The sequence below is a fragment of the Pseudomonas sp. NFACC08-1 genome, from assembly GCF_900106735.1.
In the GTDB taxonomy this organism is placed as follows: Bacteria; Pseudomonadota; Gammaproteobacteria; order Pseudomonadales; family Pseudomonadaceae; genus Aquipseudomonas; species Aquipseudomonas fluorescens_Q.
This window is the reverse complement of the sequence record NZ_FNNL01000011.1, coordinates 34,578-50,526: the sequence shown is the minus strand read 5'-3', so window position 1 is coordinate 50,526 and position 15,949 is coordinate 34,578. Positions and strand designations below refer to the sequence as shown.

The following is a 15,949-nucleotide window of genomic DNA, read 5'->3' as shown; positions in this document are numbered from 1 at the left end:
CTTCCTTGTGAAGAGTTTGCTCTGGCCCGCCGTTGCGCTGATGAACCGCCTGAGCTTCGGTATGAAGTTCAGCCTGATCAGCGTGCTGTTCCTGCTGCCGATGCTGGTGACCAACTTCTTTCTGGTGCGCGATTCCTATCGGGAATTCCAGGGCACGCAAGTGGAGCTGCAAAGCCTCGACCTGCTGGGCAGCAGCCTGGTCCTGCGGCGGGACCTGGAAACCCTCAATAACCTGGTGCAGATCAACGCCAGCCTGGGCCAGTCCGGCAAGGCCGGTGATGTCGAAGCGAAGATCGGCAGCCTGGAACAACAGGTCCTCGCGCGGCTGCAAGGCATGACCCCCGTGGTCATCGAGCCTGAACAGATCAGTGCCTTCGAGGCCAAGCGCGACGAAATGATCGGTGCTTTCAAGACCCAGCAGGCTGAAAGCTCCCTGCAGAGCAAAAGTGCGCTGATCGGCAAGTTGCTCAACAGCGCCCAGATGTTCAGCCAGATCATCGCCAGCCAGGCGGGGTTGAGTCGCGATAACCAGAGCGATATCCGCCAGCTCAGCGAGTTGATTATCGGCACGACCCCCAAGGTCACCCAGATCCTCGGCGAAGGCCGGGCGCTGGGCGCATCCTCGTTGGGGCTGGGGTTTCTCAATTCAGCGTCGAGCACCCGCTTCGACGAGTTGCTGGCGCAGATCGAAAAGCTCCAGGGTGAATATGACTTGAAACTGCAGGATGCCTTGGGTTCCAGCAAGGCCGCCGGGCAGGCCCTTGCCGATCAGGCCAATGGCAGCAAGAGCACCCTCAAGAAGGCCAGTGAGCTGATTGAAGAGCAGGTGGTGATGGCTGACACTCTCGATGCGCCATGGCCGGCATTTTATGAGCACGTCAGTGGCCTGATGGAGCAGACCTACCGGCTGAACGAGGCGACCCAGGGCTTCCTGGGGGTGCAGTTGCAGCAGCGTCTGGAGCAGAACCGCAGCCACATGGTGCTGCAAGCCGTGGCGCTGGTGCTGGTGTTTCTGTTGATTTTTTACCTGTACGCCGGGTTCTACGCCTCGACCCGTACCACGCTCCAGCATCTGGGCCAGATGATGGACAAGGTGGCGGCGGGGGATATGACGGTCAATTTTGTTGCCCGCAGCAAGGATGAGCTGGGCGAATTGGGTGAAGTGTTCAACGGTACGGTGGCGAAGATCCATGACCTGATCGAACAGGTCGGCCGTACTGTTGCCGAGGTCGAACGCCAGGCCGGGCAGGTGGAAACGGTATCGGCCCGGAGCAACCAGGCCGTCGCCGGCCAGCGCACCCAGATCGAACTGGTGGCGACGGCGATGAACCAGATGTCGGCCACGGCCCAGGAAGTGGCCCGCAGTGCCGCTGCAGCGGTGAGCAGTGCCCACAGCGTGAACGACGAGACCCTCAGCGGGCGTGGGCTGGTGGAGTCCCAGCAGGGTAGCATCGTCCGCTTGGCCAGTGAGATCGATCAGTCGGTGCAGGTGATCAACCAATTGGCGACCGACAGCCAGGCCATCAGTCGTGTGCTGGATGTGATCAAGAGCATCGCCGAGCAGACCAACCTGCTGGCCCTCAATGCCGCCATTGAAGCAGCCCGGGCCGGTGAGCAGGGGCGCGGTTTTGCGGTGGTGGCCGATGAAGTGCGGACCCTGGCCAAGCGAACCCAGCAATCGACCGAAGAAATCGAAGCGATGATCACCCGCCTGCACAGTGGTGTCGGCGCTGCGGTCAAGGCGATGGGCACCAGCCATGAGATGGCCAACGGCACGGTCAGCCAATCGGAAGAGGTCCAGCAGGCCCTGGAAAATATCCTTGGTGCCGTCGGCATGATCGTCGATCAGAACCAGCAGATCGCCGCCGCGGTAGAGCAGCAGACGGCGGTGGCCCATGACATCGACCAGAACATCGTCCAGATCAACCGCGCCGGCGAACGCACCGCCGAAGGTGCCCATCAGACCGAAGACGCCAGCCGCGAATTGTCCGCCCAGGTGGTGCAGCTCAAGCAGTTGATCAATGCGTTTCGGGTGTGATTGCTAAGTCCGCCGCAGATGATCCTACCAACCAAACAAATCGCGGGCGTTGGTGGTGCTGGCCTCAGCCAGTTGTTCTGGTCTGACGGTCATGATCTGCGCCAGTGCCTCGCAGATGGCCGGTAAATGCGCCGGGCTGTTGCGCTGGCCCGGGAACATCGCCGGGGCCATGTCCGGGGAATCGGTTTCCAGCACCACCGCGTCCAGCGGCAATTTCGCCAGCACCCGGTGCATGCGCAGGGCCTGGGGCCAGGTCGCGGCGCCGCCCAGGCCGAGCTTGAAGCCGAGCTTGATGTATTCGCGGGCCTCCTCAAGGCTGCCGGCGAACGCGTGGATGATCCCCGTGCGTTTCAGGCCGAAGCGCTTGAGGGTCGCGATCACGGCGGCATGGCTGCGGCGCACGTGGATCAGTGCCGGCAGTTCGAATTCCGCGGCCAGCTGTAGTTGCGCCTCGAACAGCGTTTGTTGGCGCTCACGGTCGAGGGTTTCGATGTAGTAGTCGAGGCCGATTTCCCCCACGGCACACAATTGCCGATGCCCGGCCAGGCGGCTCAGCCACTCGCGCAGTAGCGCCACGTCGTCGGGGCGGTGCTGATCAAGATACACCGGGTGCAGGCCCAGGGCGGCATGCAGGTCCGGGTCGCTTTGCACCAGGTCCCAGACCCGCTGCCAGTTGTCCCGGTAAACGCCCAGTACCACCATTTGCCGCACGCCCAAGGCGCGGCTTTCGGCCAGCAGGGCCGGGCGGTCCGCGTCAAAATCTGGAAAATCCAGGTGGGTGTGGGTATCGATCAACTCCATGCATCAATCCTGAAGAAGCTTCAGCTCTGGTGAATACGCTGCTTGAACGTCCGCGCGATGGCCTGCACGCCTGGCTGGTAATCATCGTTTTCGATGGCTGCCAGCGCCAGTTCCAAGGCCTTGTCGGCGATCAGTTGATGTTGTTGGGACATGGCGTTGACCGGCAGCGGCAGGAAGTCCAGCAACTGCGTGTCACCGAACGTGCCCAGGCGCAGCGGCCGCGACTTGAGCGGGAAGTCGTGCAGGGCGTCGAACACCCCTTGCAGCAGTACATAGGAGGTAGTGATCAACGCATCGGGCAAGTGCCCCAGGCGCGCGAGCATTTCATCCATCAACTGACGGCCGCATTCACGGCTGAACGATTCGCCGTGCTCGATCAGCACCTGGCCTTCGAAACCGGCCAACGCCTCGTTGAAACCAGCGGTCCGTTCCTGGCTGATGCTCAGCTCGGGGCGGGCACTGATCAGCGCGATTTGTCGCGGATGGGTTTCCAGCAGGCTGCGCGTCAGTTGCAGGCTGGCCTGGCGATCATCGCTGATCACCGAGCAGAACCGCGCAGGGTCCATGACCCGGTCGATGGCGATGATCGGAATGCCCTTGGCCTGCAACTGCAGGTAGCTGTCGTCGCCGGCCGGCAGGCAACTGGCGACGATCAGTGCATCGCAGCGTCGGGCGCGGAACAACTGCAGGAGTTGCCGTTCGCTGTCAGGTGCGTCGTCGGAACTGGCGATCAGCAACTGATAGCCCCGTTCCCGCGCCCCCTGCTCCAGCAGCTTGGCGATGCGTGCGTAACTGGGGTTTTCCAGGTCAGGCAGGATGAAGCCCAGGGTACGGGTGTGGCGGCTGCGCAGCCCGGCGGCCTGGGGATTGGGCGTGAAGCCGTGTTCCTGGACCACCGCCCGCACCCGTTCGACGGTGGCGCTGCTGATGCGTTGCTGTTCGGCCTTGCCGTTGATGACATAGCTGGCGGTGGTCACGGACACACCGGCCAGTTGGGCAATATCACTGAGTTTCAACCCGGTTTTCCTTGTTTTTTCGAGTTAGCCCCGACGATAAGGGCCATCCTACCCGATTCAAGCTGACGGTCACCGTCCACGCGCTTACGACAAGTTGCACTTCAAGGATGAGAGATTATCGAGTAACGTGCCAATCTTTCTAGATTAAACGTTTCAGCAAGCGTATTTTCAAGGCTAGCAGGATTTTTGGCCCTTCTGCCGCGATCACGCCAAAAATCATCCTGCAACGCTAAGCTGATTCATTCAAAACAATACCTGGCGCCAACCGGACGCCAAAAAGGAGAAAGCATGCTCGAGCTCACTCTAGAGCAGATATCCATGGCTCAGACGGCTGTGGATAAAGACGCTGCACTGCAACTGCTCGCCGACAAACTGGTGGCCGATGGCTTGGTGGCTGAGGGTTACCTCGCCGGCTTGCAGGCTCGCGAAGCCCAGGGCTCGACCTTTCTTGGCCAAGGTATTGCCATCCCCCACGGCACCCCGCAGACCCGCGACCTGGTGCATTCGACCGGCGTGCGCCTGCTGCAATTCCCTGAGGGCGTGGATTGGGGCGATGGTCAGATCGTCTACCTGGCGATCGGCATTGCGGCCAAGTCCGACGAACACCTGCGCCTGCTGCAACTGCTGACCCGCGCCCTCGGCGAGACTGACCTGGGCCAGGCTCTGCGCCGGGCCGGTTCCGCCGAAGCGTTGCTGAAGCTGCTGCAAGGCGCACCGCAGGAACTGGCCCTGGATGCCCAGATGATCGGCCTCGGTGTGTCGGCTGACGATTTTGAAGAACTGGTATGGCGCGGCGCGCGGCTGTTGCGTCAAGCCGATTGCGTGAGCAATGGCTTTGCCGGGGTGTTGCAGCAAGTCGATGCGCTGCCCCTGGGCGATGGCTTGTGGTGGCTGCACAGCGAACAGACCGTCAAGCGTCCGGGCCTGGCGTTCGTCACCCCGGACAAGCCCATCCGTTACCTGGGCCAACCGTTGAGCGGGCTGTTCTGCCTCGCCAGCCTCGGCGAAGCTCACCAGGCTCTGCTGGAAAGGCTCTGCGCCTTGCTGATCGAAGGCCGCGGTCACGAGCTCGGTCGCGCCACCAGCAGCCGCAAGGTGCTGGAAGTGCTCGGCGGTGAACTGCCCGCCGACTGGCCCAGCGCGCGCATCGGCCTGGCCAATGCCCATGGCCTGCATGCACGCCCGGCGAAGATCCTCGCCCAGTTGGCGAAAAGCTTCGAAGGCGAAATCCGTGTGCGCATCGTCGACGGCCAGGACAGCGCCGTGTCGGCCAAGAGCCTGAGCAAGCTGTTGAGCCTGGGTGCCCGTCGCGGCCAGGTCCTGGAGTTCATCGCCGAGCCGAGCATTGCCGCCGATGCGTTGCCGGCACTGCTGGCCGCCATTGAAGAAGGCCTGGGCGAAGAGGTCGAACCGCTACCGCCACCGAGTGCGCCACGGGAAACCGTGATGGCCGAAGTGGCGACTGTCGTGTTGGCGCCCGAACCTGGCAGCCTGATCCAGGCTGTCGCCGCCGCCCCGGGCATCGCCATCGGCCCGGCCCATATCCAGGTACTGCAGGCCATCGACTACCCGTTGCGCGGTGAATCGGCGGCCATCGAGCGCGAGCGCCTGCAAAACGCCTTGAGCCAGGTGCGCCGCGATATCCAAGGCTTGATTGAACGCGCCAAGGCCAAGGCCATCCGCGAGATCTTCATCACCCACCAGGAAATGCTCGACGACCCGGAGCTGAGCGACGAAGTCGACACTCGCTTGAAGCTGGGCGAGAGTGCGCAAGCGGCCTGGATGGGGGTGGTTGAAGCCGCCGCGAAAGAACAGGAAGCCTTGCAGGACGCCCTGCTGGCCGAACGTGCCGCCGATCTGCGAGACGTCGGCCGTCGCGTGCTGGCGCAACTGTGCGGTGTCGAAACCCCGAACGAACCCGATCAACCCTACATCCTGGTGATGGACGAAGTCGGCCCGTCCGACGTGGCCCGCCTGGACCCGACCCGGGTGGCGGGGATTCTCACCGCCCGTGGCGGCGCCACTGCCCACAGCGCCATCGTCGCCCGGGCCTTGGGCATTCCGGCGCTGGTGGGCGCCGGTGCGGCGGTGTTGCTGCTGGCGCCGGGCACGTCCTTGCTGCTGGATGGCCAGCGCGGTCGCCTGCACGTGGACCCTGACGCCGCCACGTTGCAGCGTGCCAAGGAAGAACGCGATACCCGCGAACAGCGTCTCAAGGTCGCCGCCGAGCAGCGTCACGAACCGGCGCTGACCCGTGACGGTCATGCCGTGGAAGTGTTTGCCAACATTGGCGAAAGCGCCGGTGTCGCCGGTGCGGTGGAGCAGGGCGCCGAAGGCATCGGCCTGTTGCGCACCGAACTGATTTTCATGGCCCACAGCCAGGCGCCGGACGAAGCGACCCAGGAAGCCGAATACCGCAAGGTGCTCGACGGCCTGGCCGGTCGACCGCTGGTGGTGCGCACCCTCGATGTCGGCGGCGACAAGCCGCTGCCGTACTGGCCGATCGCGAAAGAAGAAAACCCGTTCCTCGGCGTGCGTGGCATTCGCCTGACCTTGCAGCGCCCGCAGGTCATGGAAGCGCAACTGCGTGCCCTGTTGCGTTCGGCGGACAACCGTCCGTTGCGGATCATGTTCCCGATGGTGGGCAGTGTCGATGAGTGGCGCCAGGCCCGGGCCATGACCGAGCGCCTGCGCCAGGAAATCCCCGTGGCGGACCTGCAACTGGGGATCATGATCGAAGTGCCGTCCGCTGCGTTGCTCGCGCCCGTGCTGGCCAAGGAAGTCGACTTCTTCAGCGTCGGCACCAACGACCTGACGCAATACACCCTGGCCATCGACCGTGGTCACCCGACCCTTTCGGCCCAGGCCGATGGCTTGCACCCGGCGGTGCTGCAACTGATCGACATCACCGTGCGCGCTGCCCATGCCCATGGCAAATGGGTTGGTGTGTGTGGTGAATTGGCGGCCGACCCACTGGCGGTGCCGGTGCTGGTGGGTCTGGGCGTGGACGAACTGAGTGTCTCGGCCCGCAGCATCGCCGAGGTCAAGGCGCGGGTTCGCGAACTGAGCCTGGCGCAAGTACAAAACCTGGCCCAAGAGGCCTTGGCCGTGGGCAGCGCCGATGACGTGCGCGCATTAGTGGAGGCGCTGTAATGGCGAAGATTCTTACCCTGACCCTCAACCCGGCGCTCGACCTCACGGTGGAGTTGACGCGCCTGGAGCCGGGCCAGGTCAACCGCAGCGACGGCATGCACGCCCACGCCGCCGGCAAGGGCGTGAACGTGGCTCAGGTGTTGGCCGATCTCGGCCATACGCTGACGGTCAGTGGTTTTCTGGGCGAAGACAATGCCCAGGTGTTCGAGACGCTGTTTGCCCAGCGTGGATTTGTCGATGCTTTTATCCGTGTTCCCGGCGAAACTCGCAGCAATATCAAACTGGCTGAGCAGGACGGACGCATCACTGACCTCAACGGCCCGGGCCCGGTGGTTGATGAAGCCGCACAGCAGGCTTTGCTGGCGCGTCTTGAGCAAATCGCCCCCGGTCACGACGTGGTTGTGGTGGCGGGCAGCTTGCCCCGGGGAGTCAGCCCGCAGTGGTTGCAGGCCTTGATCACGCGCTTGAAAACACTCGGTCTGAACGTGGCCCTCGACACCAGTGGCGAAGCCTTGCGCGTCGCCCTGGCGGCGGGGCCGTGGCTGATCAAGCCGAACACCGAGGAGCTGGCCGACGCGCTGGGTTGCGAGGTGGTGAGCGAAGCGGCCCAGGCGCAAGCGGCGCAGCACCTGCATGCCCAGGGTGTCGAACATGTGGTGATTTCCCACGGCGCCGATGGCGTGAATTGGTTCAGCGTCGGTGCGGCGCTGCATGCTTCGCCACCCAAGGTCAGCGTCGCCAGCACCGTGGGTGCCGGGGATTCGCTGCTGGCGGGCATGCTGCACGGCCTGCTCAGCGCCGACACCCCGGAACAGACGCTGCGCACTGCTACGGCCATCGCTGCCATGGCGGTCACGCAGATCGGTTTTGGCATCCACGACACCGCGTTGCTGGCGTCGCTTGAACAGGGCGTGCGCGTGCGCCCCCTGACAGAACAATAAGAGGGTTAGCAAGAATGAAACTAGCCATTGTGACGGCCTGCCCCAACGGCATGGTCACCAGTGTGTTGTGCGCCCGCCTGCTGGACGCGGCGGCGCAGCGCCAGGGTTGGAGCACCAGCGTCGAGGTCCATGACGCGGCCCATCCGGAACGCCAGTTGTCGGCGGCGACCCTCGAAGCAGCCGAGTGGGTCTTGCTGGTTGCCAGCGGCCCGGTGGACATGTCGCGGTTCGTCGGCAAACGCCTGTTCCGCAGCACCCCGGCCCTGGCCCTGCAAGACGTCGATTCGGTGCTGCGGCGTGGCGCCGAAGAGGCCGAGGTTTTTCTCGCCTCGGATGTCGTGGAGCAGGCCCCCGCGGTGTCGACCGACCGTGCGCCGCGCCTGGTTGCCATCACCGCATGCCCAACGGGCGTTGCCCACACCTTCATGGCCGCCGAAGCCTTGCAGCAGGCGGCGACGAAGCTCGGCTACGACCTGCAAGTGGAAACCCAGGGCTCGGTCGGTGCACGCAATCCGTTGAGCGCCGAGGCCATCGCCGAGGCAGACGTGGTGTTGCTGGCGACTGACATCGAAGTCGCCACCGAGCGTTTTGCCGGCAAGAAGATCTACCGCTGCAGCACGGGCATCGCCTTGAAACAGGCCGAAGCGACACTGAACAAAGCACTGGTCGAAGGTCGCCAGGAAAGCGCGTCGAGCGGTGCCAGCGCTCCGGCCAAGTCGGAGAAGACCGGCGTCTACAAGCACCTGCTGACGGGCGTGTCGTTCATGCTGCCGATGGTGGTGGCCGGTGGTTTGATGATCGCCTTGTCGTTCGTGTTCGGCATCGAGGCCTTCAAGGAACCTGGAACCCTGGCGGCCGCGCTGATGCAGATCGGTGGCGACACCGCGTTCAAATTGATGGTGCCGCTGCTGGCCGGCTACATCGCCTATTCCATCGCCGACCGTCCGGGCCTGGCGCCAGGCATGATCGGCGGGATGCTGGCGAGCACCCTGGGCGCCGGCTTCATTGGCGGGATCATCGCCGGTTTCCTGGCCGGTTACGCGGCCAAGGCGATCAACCGCTACGCGCGTCTGCCCCAGAGCCTGGAAGCGCTCAAGCCGATCCTGATCATCCCGCTACTGGCGAGCCTGTTCACCGGCCTGGTAATGATCTACATCGTCGGCAAACCGGTGGCGGGCATGCTCGAAGCCTTGACCCACTTCCTCGACAGCATGGGCACCACCAACGCGATCCTGCTGGGCGTGCTGCTGGGAGCGATGATGTGCGTCGACCTCGGTGGGCCGATCAACAAGGCCGCCTACGCGTTTTCGGTGGGACTGCTGGCTTCCCAGAGTTATGCACCGATGGCCGCGACCATGGCCGCCGGTATGGTGCCGCCGATTGGCCTGGGCATCGCCACCTTCATCGCCCGGCGCAAATTCGCCCAGACCGAGCGCGAGGCCGGTAAAGCGGCACTGGTGCTGGGACTGTGCTTCATCTCCGAAGGCGCGATTCCGTTCGCGGCCAAGGATCCGTTGCGGGTGATCCCGGCGAGCATCGCCGGCGGCGCGCTGACCGGTGCGCTGTCGATGTACTTCGGCTGCAAGCTCATGGCCCCCCACGGCGGCCTGTTCGTGATGCTGATCCCCAACGCCATCAACCACGCGCTGTTGTACTTGCTGGCGATCGTGGCGGGGAGCCTGCTGACGGGGGTGGCGTATGCGCTGCTCAAGCGGCCTGAGGTGGTGGAGATGGCGTTGGAGCCGGCGAAGGCCTGAGACTCCTTTGAAGCCATGAAATCCCCCAGTGGGTGCCTAATGCTGTTCACTTGAGAAAATGGTGGACCTGTGGCGAGGGAGCTTGCTCCCGCTCGGCTGCGAAGCAGTCGTAAACCGGCGGGTGCGGTGTGTCTGATGCTGCGCGTTTGGCGGGTTTAGGGGCCGCTTCGCAGCCCAGCGGGAGCAAGCTCCCTCGCCACGGGTTTGTCGATGACCTGAAGCGAACAGCATTACCTGTGGGAGCGGGGGGATCACAAGATCCCTGTCACACCCACTTCACACAGCCATGCTTAAGTTTTCCCATTTCAAGGGAGAACACCATGAGCGAATTCGACCTGGGCCGTCGTCGTGTGATGCAAGCCGTGGGGGCGGGGTTGTTGTTGCCGGGGCTGGCGCCGGCGGTGATGGCTTCGGTCAAGGATCGGCCGGTGCTCACCGACGGTGTGCAATCCGGCGACTTGCAGGGCGATCGGGCGATGATCTGGAGCCGCAGCGACCGTCCGGCGCGGATGGTGGTGGAGTGGGACACCCGCAGCAAGTTCAGCAATCCCCGCCGCTTCGTCTCGCCCCTGGCCGACGCCCGCAGTGATTTCACCGCCCGGGTCGAACTCACCGGGCTGCCCCGCGACCAGGCGATTTTCTACCGGGTGCATTTCGAAGACGCCCAAAGCGGGGTTGCCAGCGAGCCCTGGCTCGGCCACCTGCGCAGCGTGCCGCAGTTCAAGCGCAACATTCGTTTTGTCTGGAGCGGCGACACCGTCGGCCAGGGCTTCGGCATCAACCCGGACATCGGCGGCATGCGCATCTACGAAGCCATGCGCCTTCGCCTGCCAGACTTTTTTATCCACAGCGGCGACACCATCTACGCCGACGGCCCGGTGCCGGCGCAAATCACCGTCGAGGGTGGGCGCATCTGGCGCAACCTCACCACAGACGCCAAGAGCAAGGTCGCCGAAACCCTGGATGAGTATCGCGGCAACTATCGCTACAACCTGATGGACGAAAACGTACGCCGCTTCAATGCCGAAGTGCCGCAGATCTGGCAGTGGGACGACCATGAGGTGGTCAACAACTGGTCGCCGGGCAAGCAACTGGACGAGCGTTACCAGACCAAGGATATCCACAGCCTCGTGGGGCGTGCGCGACAGGCCTGGCTGGAATACGCACCGATGCGCCTGCAAAAGGCCGACGGCGGCGGGCGGATCTACCGCAAGCTCGGTTATGGGCCGCTGCTGGATGTGTTCGTGCTGGACATGCGCAGCTACCGCGAAGCCAACGACGCCAACCTCGGCGCGGCCAAGCCGTTCCTGGGGCGTGAGCAGTTGAATTGGCTCAAGCGCGAATTGAAGCAATCCCGTGCCCAGTGGAAAGTCATCGCCGCCGACATGCCCATCGGCCTGGGGGTGCCGGATGGCGAGGTCAGCCCCGGGGTGCCGCGTTGGGAAGCGGTCGCCAACGGTGATCCGGGCGCTGCCCAGGGGCGGGAAGTGGAGATCGCCGAATTGCTGGGTTATCTGCGCAAGCATCAGGTGCGCAACTATGTCTGGCTCACCGCCGACGTCCACTATTGCGCCGCTCATCACTACCACCCCGAACATGCCGCGTTCCAGGATTTCGAACCATTCTGGGAGTTCGTCGCCGGACCATTGAACGCCGGCAGCTTCGGGCCCAATGCCCTGGACAAGACCTTCGGCCCGGAAGTGGTGTTCCAGAAAGCCCCGCCGGCCCAGAACACCTCGCCGTTTGCCGGGTATCAGTTCTTTGGCGAGGTGAACATCGACGGGCCAAGCGGGGAGATGAGCGTGGTGTTGCGGGATCTGGAAGGTGTGGCGGTGTTCGAGAAGAAGTTGCAGCCGGTTTGAGAAGACTGATCGTTCCCACGCTCCCGCGTGGGAATGCATCCCGTGACGCTCCGCGTCACATCCAAGCGGAACGCAGAGCGTCCCTGGCGGCATTCCCACGCGGGAGCGTGGGAACGATCAGCAAACAATCAGAAACCCGTCAGTAGACATCCCGCCGATACCGCCCCTGCTCGATCAGCCGCTCCACTTCCTCGCGCCCCAGCACGTTGTTGAGCACGTGATCCACCCCGGATGCCATGCCCTGCAAGCTGCCGCAGACATAGATCGCCGCGCCGTCGGCCAGCCATTGCTTGAGCAGCGCGGCCGACTCCAGCAGGCGGTCCTGAACGTAGACTTTCTGCTTCTGATCCCGGGAGAAAGCCAGGTCCAGGCGCTCCAGGTCGCCTGAGGTCACCCATTCCTGCAGCTCATCGCGGCAGTGGAAATCGTGTTCGCGGTTGCGCTCGCCAAACAGCAGCCAGTTGCGCTGCATGCCCTCGGTGACGCGCGCCTTGAGCAGGCTGCGCAGGCCGGCCAGGCCGGTGCCGTTGCCCAGCAGGATCATCGGCACACCCTGGGCCGGCAGGTGGAAGCTGCTGTTGCGGCGCAGCCGCAGGCTGACGGCGCTGCCCAGTGGTGCGTGTTCGGTCAGCCAGCCGGAACCGACGCCCAGGCTGCCGTCGGCGTGACGTTCCTGACGCACGATCAGTTCCAGTACACCGTCGGCCGGTATCGAGGCGATGGAATACTCGCGTATCGCCAGCGGTGCCAGGGCATCCACCAGTGCCTGGGCATGCAGGCCGACCAAGTGGGCGCGGTTTTCCGGGAGTTGGCGGGTCGCCAGGGCCTGGTCGAGGCTCTGGGACAGGCCATCGATTTGCACGCGCGCGTGGCCGGAGAGGCCGAGCCCGTCGAGGAAGTGCTCGATGGCCGACAGGTCATTGCGCGGCAGGATTTCCACCAGGTCACCGGCCAGCCAACTGCTTGGGCCGGGTGCGGTGAAGCCCAGCAGGTATACCCCCGAGCCGCTGCTGTCGGGGTTGAGCAGGGTGCGCTGGCTGAGCGTCCAGTTTTCGAAGCTTGGCGCCTGCCAAGTGTCCAACGGGGCTTGGCCGGTCAGCTCCGCCAATTGTTGTTGCCAGTGACGCAGGGCGTAAGGGTCGCCGCTGTCGACTTCCACCGGCGCGAACAGGGTCTTGCCGCCGTGTTCCGCCAGCCAGGCATGCAGGCGCCGGGCGAAACCGCAGAAGTGTTCATATTGCCGGTCACCCAGGCCCAGCACCGAATACTGCAGGCGCTCCAGGCTCAAGGCCTGGCCCAGCACCTTGCGTTCGAAGCCGCGGGCACTGTCCGGCCCTTCGCCGTCGCCAAAGGTGCTGACGACAAACAGCGCGTGGGTGGCGTCGTTCAGGTCCTGCTCACGCACACCGGCCAATGGCTGGACCTTCACCGGCAAGCCGGCGGCCTGGAGTTGGCCGGCGGTCTGCCAGGCCAGTCGCTCGGCGAAACCGCTTTGGCTGGCGAAGCCGATCAGCCAGGCCGGCGCATCGGTCGGGTTGGCGCTCAGGGCCTGGCGGGCGTTTCTGGCCTGGCGTTTCTTGCGGCGGCGGTCCAGGTACAGCAACCAGCCGGTGATGAAGAACAGCGGCATGGCCAGCGCGGCGACGGTCACCAGGATCCGCCCGACCAGGCCGAAGTAGCTGCCGATATGCAGGGCATAGACACTGGTCAGCAACTGCGCCTTGAGGCTCTTGTCGCTGTAGCGGCTATGCCCGCTGATGACGCCGGTGGCCGGGTCGAGGATGAGCTGGTTCAGCGCCCGGTCGTGAGGTGAGTTTTTCAGCAGGTAGAACACGGTCGCCGGCTGCCCGGCCACGGGCGGCATGCGCACGTTGTAGGTGGACAGGCCCGGGCCGGCGGCGCTGTAGATGCTGCTCCACATGGCCCGGTAATCGGCCACGGGCAATGGGCCGCTGGGTGCCGGGCCGCGATTGCGCACCCGTTCCTCTTTCGGTGAATCGGAAAGCAGGCGGGTCACGCCTTTGTTGTACCAGTCGTAGGACCAGGTCAGCCCGGTCAGTGCCGCCAGTAGATAGAACGCCAGGCACCAGGTGCCCGCCACCGAATGCAGGTCCCAATTGAAGCTCCGGCCCTTTTTCCCCCAGTCGAGGGTCAGCCAGGCGCGCCAGCTTTTCCATTGGCGCGGCCAACGCAGGTACAGCCCGGACAGGCAGAAAAACACCAGGATCAGCGTGCAGGCACCAGTGATTTGCCGGCCCACGTCATCCAGGGTCAGGACGCGGTGCAACCTGAGCATCAAGCCGAAGAAGTCCTGGCCCGTCACATCGCCCATGAACTGTCCGTTGTAAGGGTTGAAATAGCGCATGGCGCCACGTTTTTCCCCAGGCGGCGCCGCGAAGATCACCCGCGCGGCGTTGCCGCTGTCGGTCTCGACCCAGAGCATGGCGACGGTCTTGCCGGAGGCAGCCTCGATCTGTTCCACCAGTTCGGCGGGCGGCAGGACGCCGGCCGGTTGTTTCTCGACCATCAGCACTTGCGGGTTCAAGGCCCGCAGGATTTCATCCTGGAACGACACCACCGCCCCGGTAACGCCCATCAACGCCAGGACCAGCCCGGCACTGATGCCGAAAAACCAGTGCAACTGGAACAGGGTTTTCTTCAACACGTCGCTCGCCTTGTTCATTTACTGTTCATCAAGGCGTGCATTATGCCGTGTGTTATCGAGAAGCATTCATAAACACACCCAAAAGTTGCCGAACAGTGATGAGGTGAGCGGCAAAGTCCCACAGGGGGAACTCGGTCTTATCAAGAATAAAAACAAAAAAACGGCGCTTTCCATTTCTGGAAAACGCCGTTTTTTATTACGCGACAGGGCCGGAACGATGGACGTTCAAGCGCCCGAACACATCACACGTAGAACGATTTCAGCGGCGGAAAACCATTGAATTCCACCGCGCTGTAGCTAGTGGTATAGGCCCCGGTCGACAGCCAATACAGGCGATCCCCAATAGCCAGGTTCAACGGCAAACCATACTTGTAGTTTTCATACATGATGTCGGCGCTGTCGCAGGTCGGGCCGGCGATGACCACTTCTTCCATCTCGCCTTTCTTCTCGGTCCAGATCGGGAACTTGATGGCTTCGTCCATGGTTTCGATCAGGCCGGAGAACTTGCCCACGTCCGTGTACACCCAACGCTCGACGGCGGTACGCGATTTACGCGCCACCAGCACCACTTCGCTGACCAGGATGCCGGCGTTGGCGATCAACGAACGGCCCGGCTCCAGGATGATTTCCGGCAGGTCGTCGCCGAAGTCTTCCTTGAGGAAACGGATGATTTCCTCGGCGTAGGTTTCCAGGCTGTTGGTGCGGGTGATGTAGTTGGCCGGGAAGCCGCCACCCATGTTGATCAGCTTCAGGACGATGCCGTCTTCTTCTTTCAGGCGCTCGAAGATCACCTTGACCTTGGCGATGGCTGCGTCCCAAACACTGATGTCGCGCTGTTGCGAGCCGACGTGGAACGAAATGCCGTACGGCACCAGGCCCAGGTCGCGGGCCAGGATCAGCAGGTCCATGGCCATGTCGGTCTGGCAGCCGAACTTGCGCGACAACGGCCAGTCAGCGGTGGTCGAGCCTTCGGTGAGGATCCGTACATAGACTTTCGAGCCCGGCGCGGCCTTGGCGATGTTGCGCAGGTCGGCTTCGGAGTCGGTGGCATACAGGCGCACGCCCTTCTCGTAGAAGTAGCGAATGTCGCGGGATTTCTTGATGGTGTTGCCGTAGCTGATCTGGTCCGGGCCGACGCCACGGCTCATGACCTTATCCAGCTCATAGATCGAGGCGATGTCGAAGTTCGAGCCTTTATCCTTGAGCAGGTCGATGATTTCCACCGCCGGGTTGGCCTTGACGGCGTAATACACCTTGGCGAATTCGAAACCGGCGCGCAGGTCATCATAGGCCTGGGCGATCATCGCGGTGTCGATCACCACGAACGGGGTTTCCTGCTTGTCGGCGAACGCTTTCATTTTCTGGAAAGTTTCGCGCGCGAAATAATCTTCGACCTGGATCGACATACTTGGGACTCCTACTGGCAAACATCAGGATCAATGGGTGTGAGGGCAAGCAGCCCTCGTGAACGTCCTCCGTATCCCCACTTTGGTTCGCCTACTTCCCAAGGCATGTCGCCGAAAGCAAAAAGGCCACGGGATGCGTGATTCCCTTGGCCTTGCTGTCTCGTCGTCAGTACTTGAGCCGGATGGATCGTTTCCAGCATGGACGTTCGGCGCGAACTTTAGGGCGTGAGGGGCCTGAGATCAACTAAAAATGTCGCGTTTTTGCACACATCCGTCGTGCGGCCCGCGACAGCTCATGATGTAACCGACC

The 15,949-nt window shown here is 63.5% G+C and carries 8 protein-coding genes and 2 pseudogenes; 6 read left to right on the top strand and 4 right to left on the bottom strand.

Annotated elements, in window-relative coordinates:
• Positions 1–40: 40 nt before the first annotated feature.
• Positions 41–1,132, top strand: a pseudogene (locus BLU76_RS32370) (methyl-accepting chemotaxis protein); the annotation flags it as partial.
• A gap of 333 nt (positions 1,133–1,465) precedes the next feature.
• Positions 1,466–2,038, top strand: a pseudogene (locus tag BLU76_RS32365) (methyl-accepting chemotaxis protein); the annotation flags it as partial.
• A gap of 24 nt (positions 2,039–2,062) precedes the next feature.
• Here the strand turns inward: BLU76_RS32365 and BLU76_RS21340 are convergent.
• Together BLU76_RS21340 and cra are read right to left on the bottom strand one after the other, a co-directional pair.
• Positions 2,063–2,839 (bottom strand): TatD family hydrolase, encoded by a 777-nt coding sequence (locus tag BLU76_RS21340; protein WP_063322973.1) that lies wholly within the window; start codon positions 2,837–2,839, stop codon positions 2,063–2,065.
• Positions 2,840–2,859: 20 nt separating this feature from the next.
• Entirely contained in the window at positions 2,860–3,855 is a 996-nt protein-coding gene (gene cra, locus BLU76_RS21335; RefSeq protein ID WP_092146102.1) for a catabolite repressor/activator, read from the bottom strand.
• Between the two features lie 288 nt (positions 3,856–4,143).
• Here cra and ptsP point away from each other — a divergent pair, with 288 nt between their 5' ends.
• From ptsP to BLU76_RS21315, 4 genes are all read left to right on the top strand, one after another.
• Positions 4,144–7,008 carry a phosphoenolpyruvate--protein phosphotransferase gene (ptsP, locus tag BLU76_RS21330; protein WP_092224283.1) on the top strand — a complete coding sequence of 955 codons (2,865 nt, stop codon included), beginning with the start codon at positions 4,144–4,146 and terminating at the stop codon, positions 7,006–7,008.
• Positions 7,008–7,949, top strand: a complete 942-nt coding sequence (gene pfkB, locus BLU76_RS21325) for a 1-phosphofructokinase (RefSeq protein WP_063322970.1) — start codon at positions 7,008–7,010, stop codon at positions 7,947–7,949. The genes ptsP and pfkB overlap by 1 nt, the downstream gene beginning before the upstream one ends.
• A 14-nt stretch (positions 7,950–7,963) precedes the next feature.
• A complete protein-coding gene (locus BLU76_RS21320; protein WP_092224280.1) occupies positions 7,964–9,706 on the top strand; it encodes a PTS fructose-like transporter subunit IIB in 1,743 nt (580 codons plus the stop codon).
• A 320-nt stretch (positions 9,707–10,026) separates the two neighbouring features.
• The gene (locus BLU76_RS21315; protein ID WP_092224278.1) at positions 10,027–11,568 is read left to right on the top strand and encodes an alkaline phosphatase D family protein; all 1,542 of its coding nucleotides are present in this window, start codon (positions 10,027–10,029) and stop codon (positions 11,566–11,568) included.
• A 139-nt stretch (positions 11,569–11,707) separates the two neighbouring features.
• Here BLU76_RS21315 and BLU76_RS21310 read toward each other — a convergent pair whose 3' ends face one another.
• Together BLU76_RS21310 and BLU76_RS21305 are read right to left on the bottom strand one after the other, a co-directional pair.
• Positions 11,708–14,233, bottom strand: coding sequence for a PepSY domain-containing protein (locus tag BLU76_RS21310; RefSeq protein WP_177344750.1), 2,526 nt, complete (start codon positions 14,231–14,233; stop codon positions 11,708–11,710).
• Between the two features lie 242 nt (positions 14,234–14,475).
• The gene (locus tag BLU76_RS21305; RefSeq protein WP_072341133.1) at positions 14,476–15,639 is read right to left on the bottom strand and encodes a type III PLP-dependent enzyme; all 1,164 of its coding nucleotides are present in this window, start codon (positions 15,637–15,639) and stop codon (positions 14,476–14,478) included.
• Positions 15,640–15,949: the final 310 nt, after the last annotated feature.

Bases quoted from the DNA above. Each gene is read 5' to 3' on its own strand.
- BLU76_RS21320 (WP_092224280.1), top strand. From the start codon at position 7,964: ATGAAACTAGCCATTGTGACGGCCTGCCCCAACGGCATGGTCACCAGT.
- pfkB (WP_063322970.1), top strand. From the start codon at position 7,008: ATGGCGAAGATTCTTACCCTGACCCTCAACCCGGCGCTCGACCTCACG.
- ptsP (WP_092224283.1), top strand. From the start codon at position 4,144: ATGCTCGAGCTCACTCTAGAGCAGATATCCATGGCTCAGACGGCTGTG.
- BLU76_RS21315 (WP_092224278.1), top strand. From the start codon at position 10,027: ATGAGCGAATTCGACCTGGGCCGTCGTCGTGTGATGCAAGCCGTGGGG.
- BLU76_RS21305 (WP_072341133.1), bottom strand. From the start codon at position 15,639: ATGTCGATCCAGGTCGAAGATTATTTCGCGCGCGAAACTTTCCAGAAA.
- BLU76_RS21340 (WP_063322973.1), bottom strand. From the start codon at position 2,839: ATGGAGTTGATCGATACCCACACCCACCTGGATTTTCCAGATTTTGAC.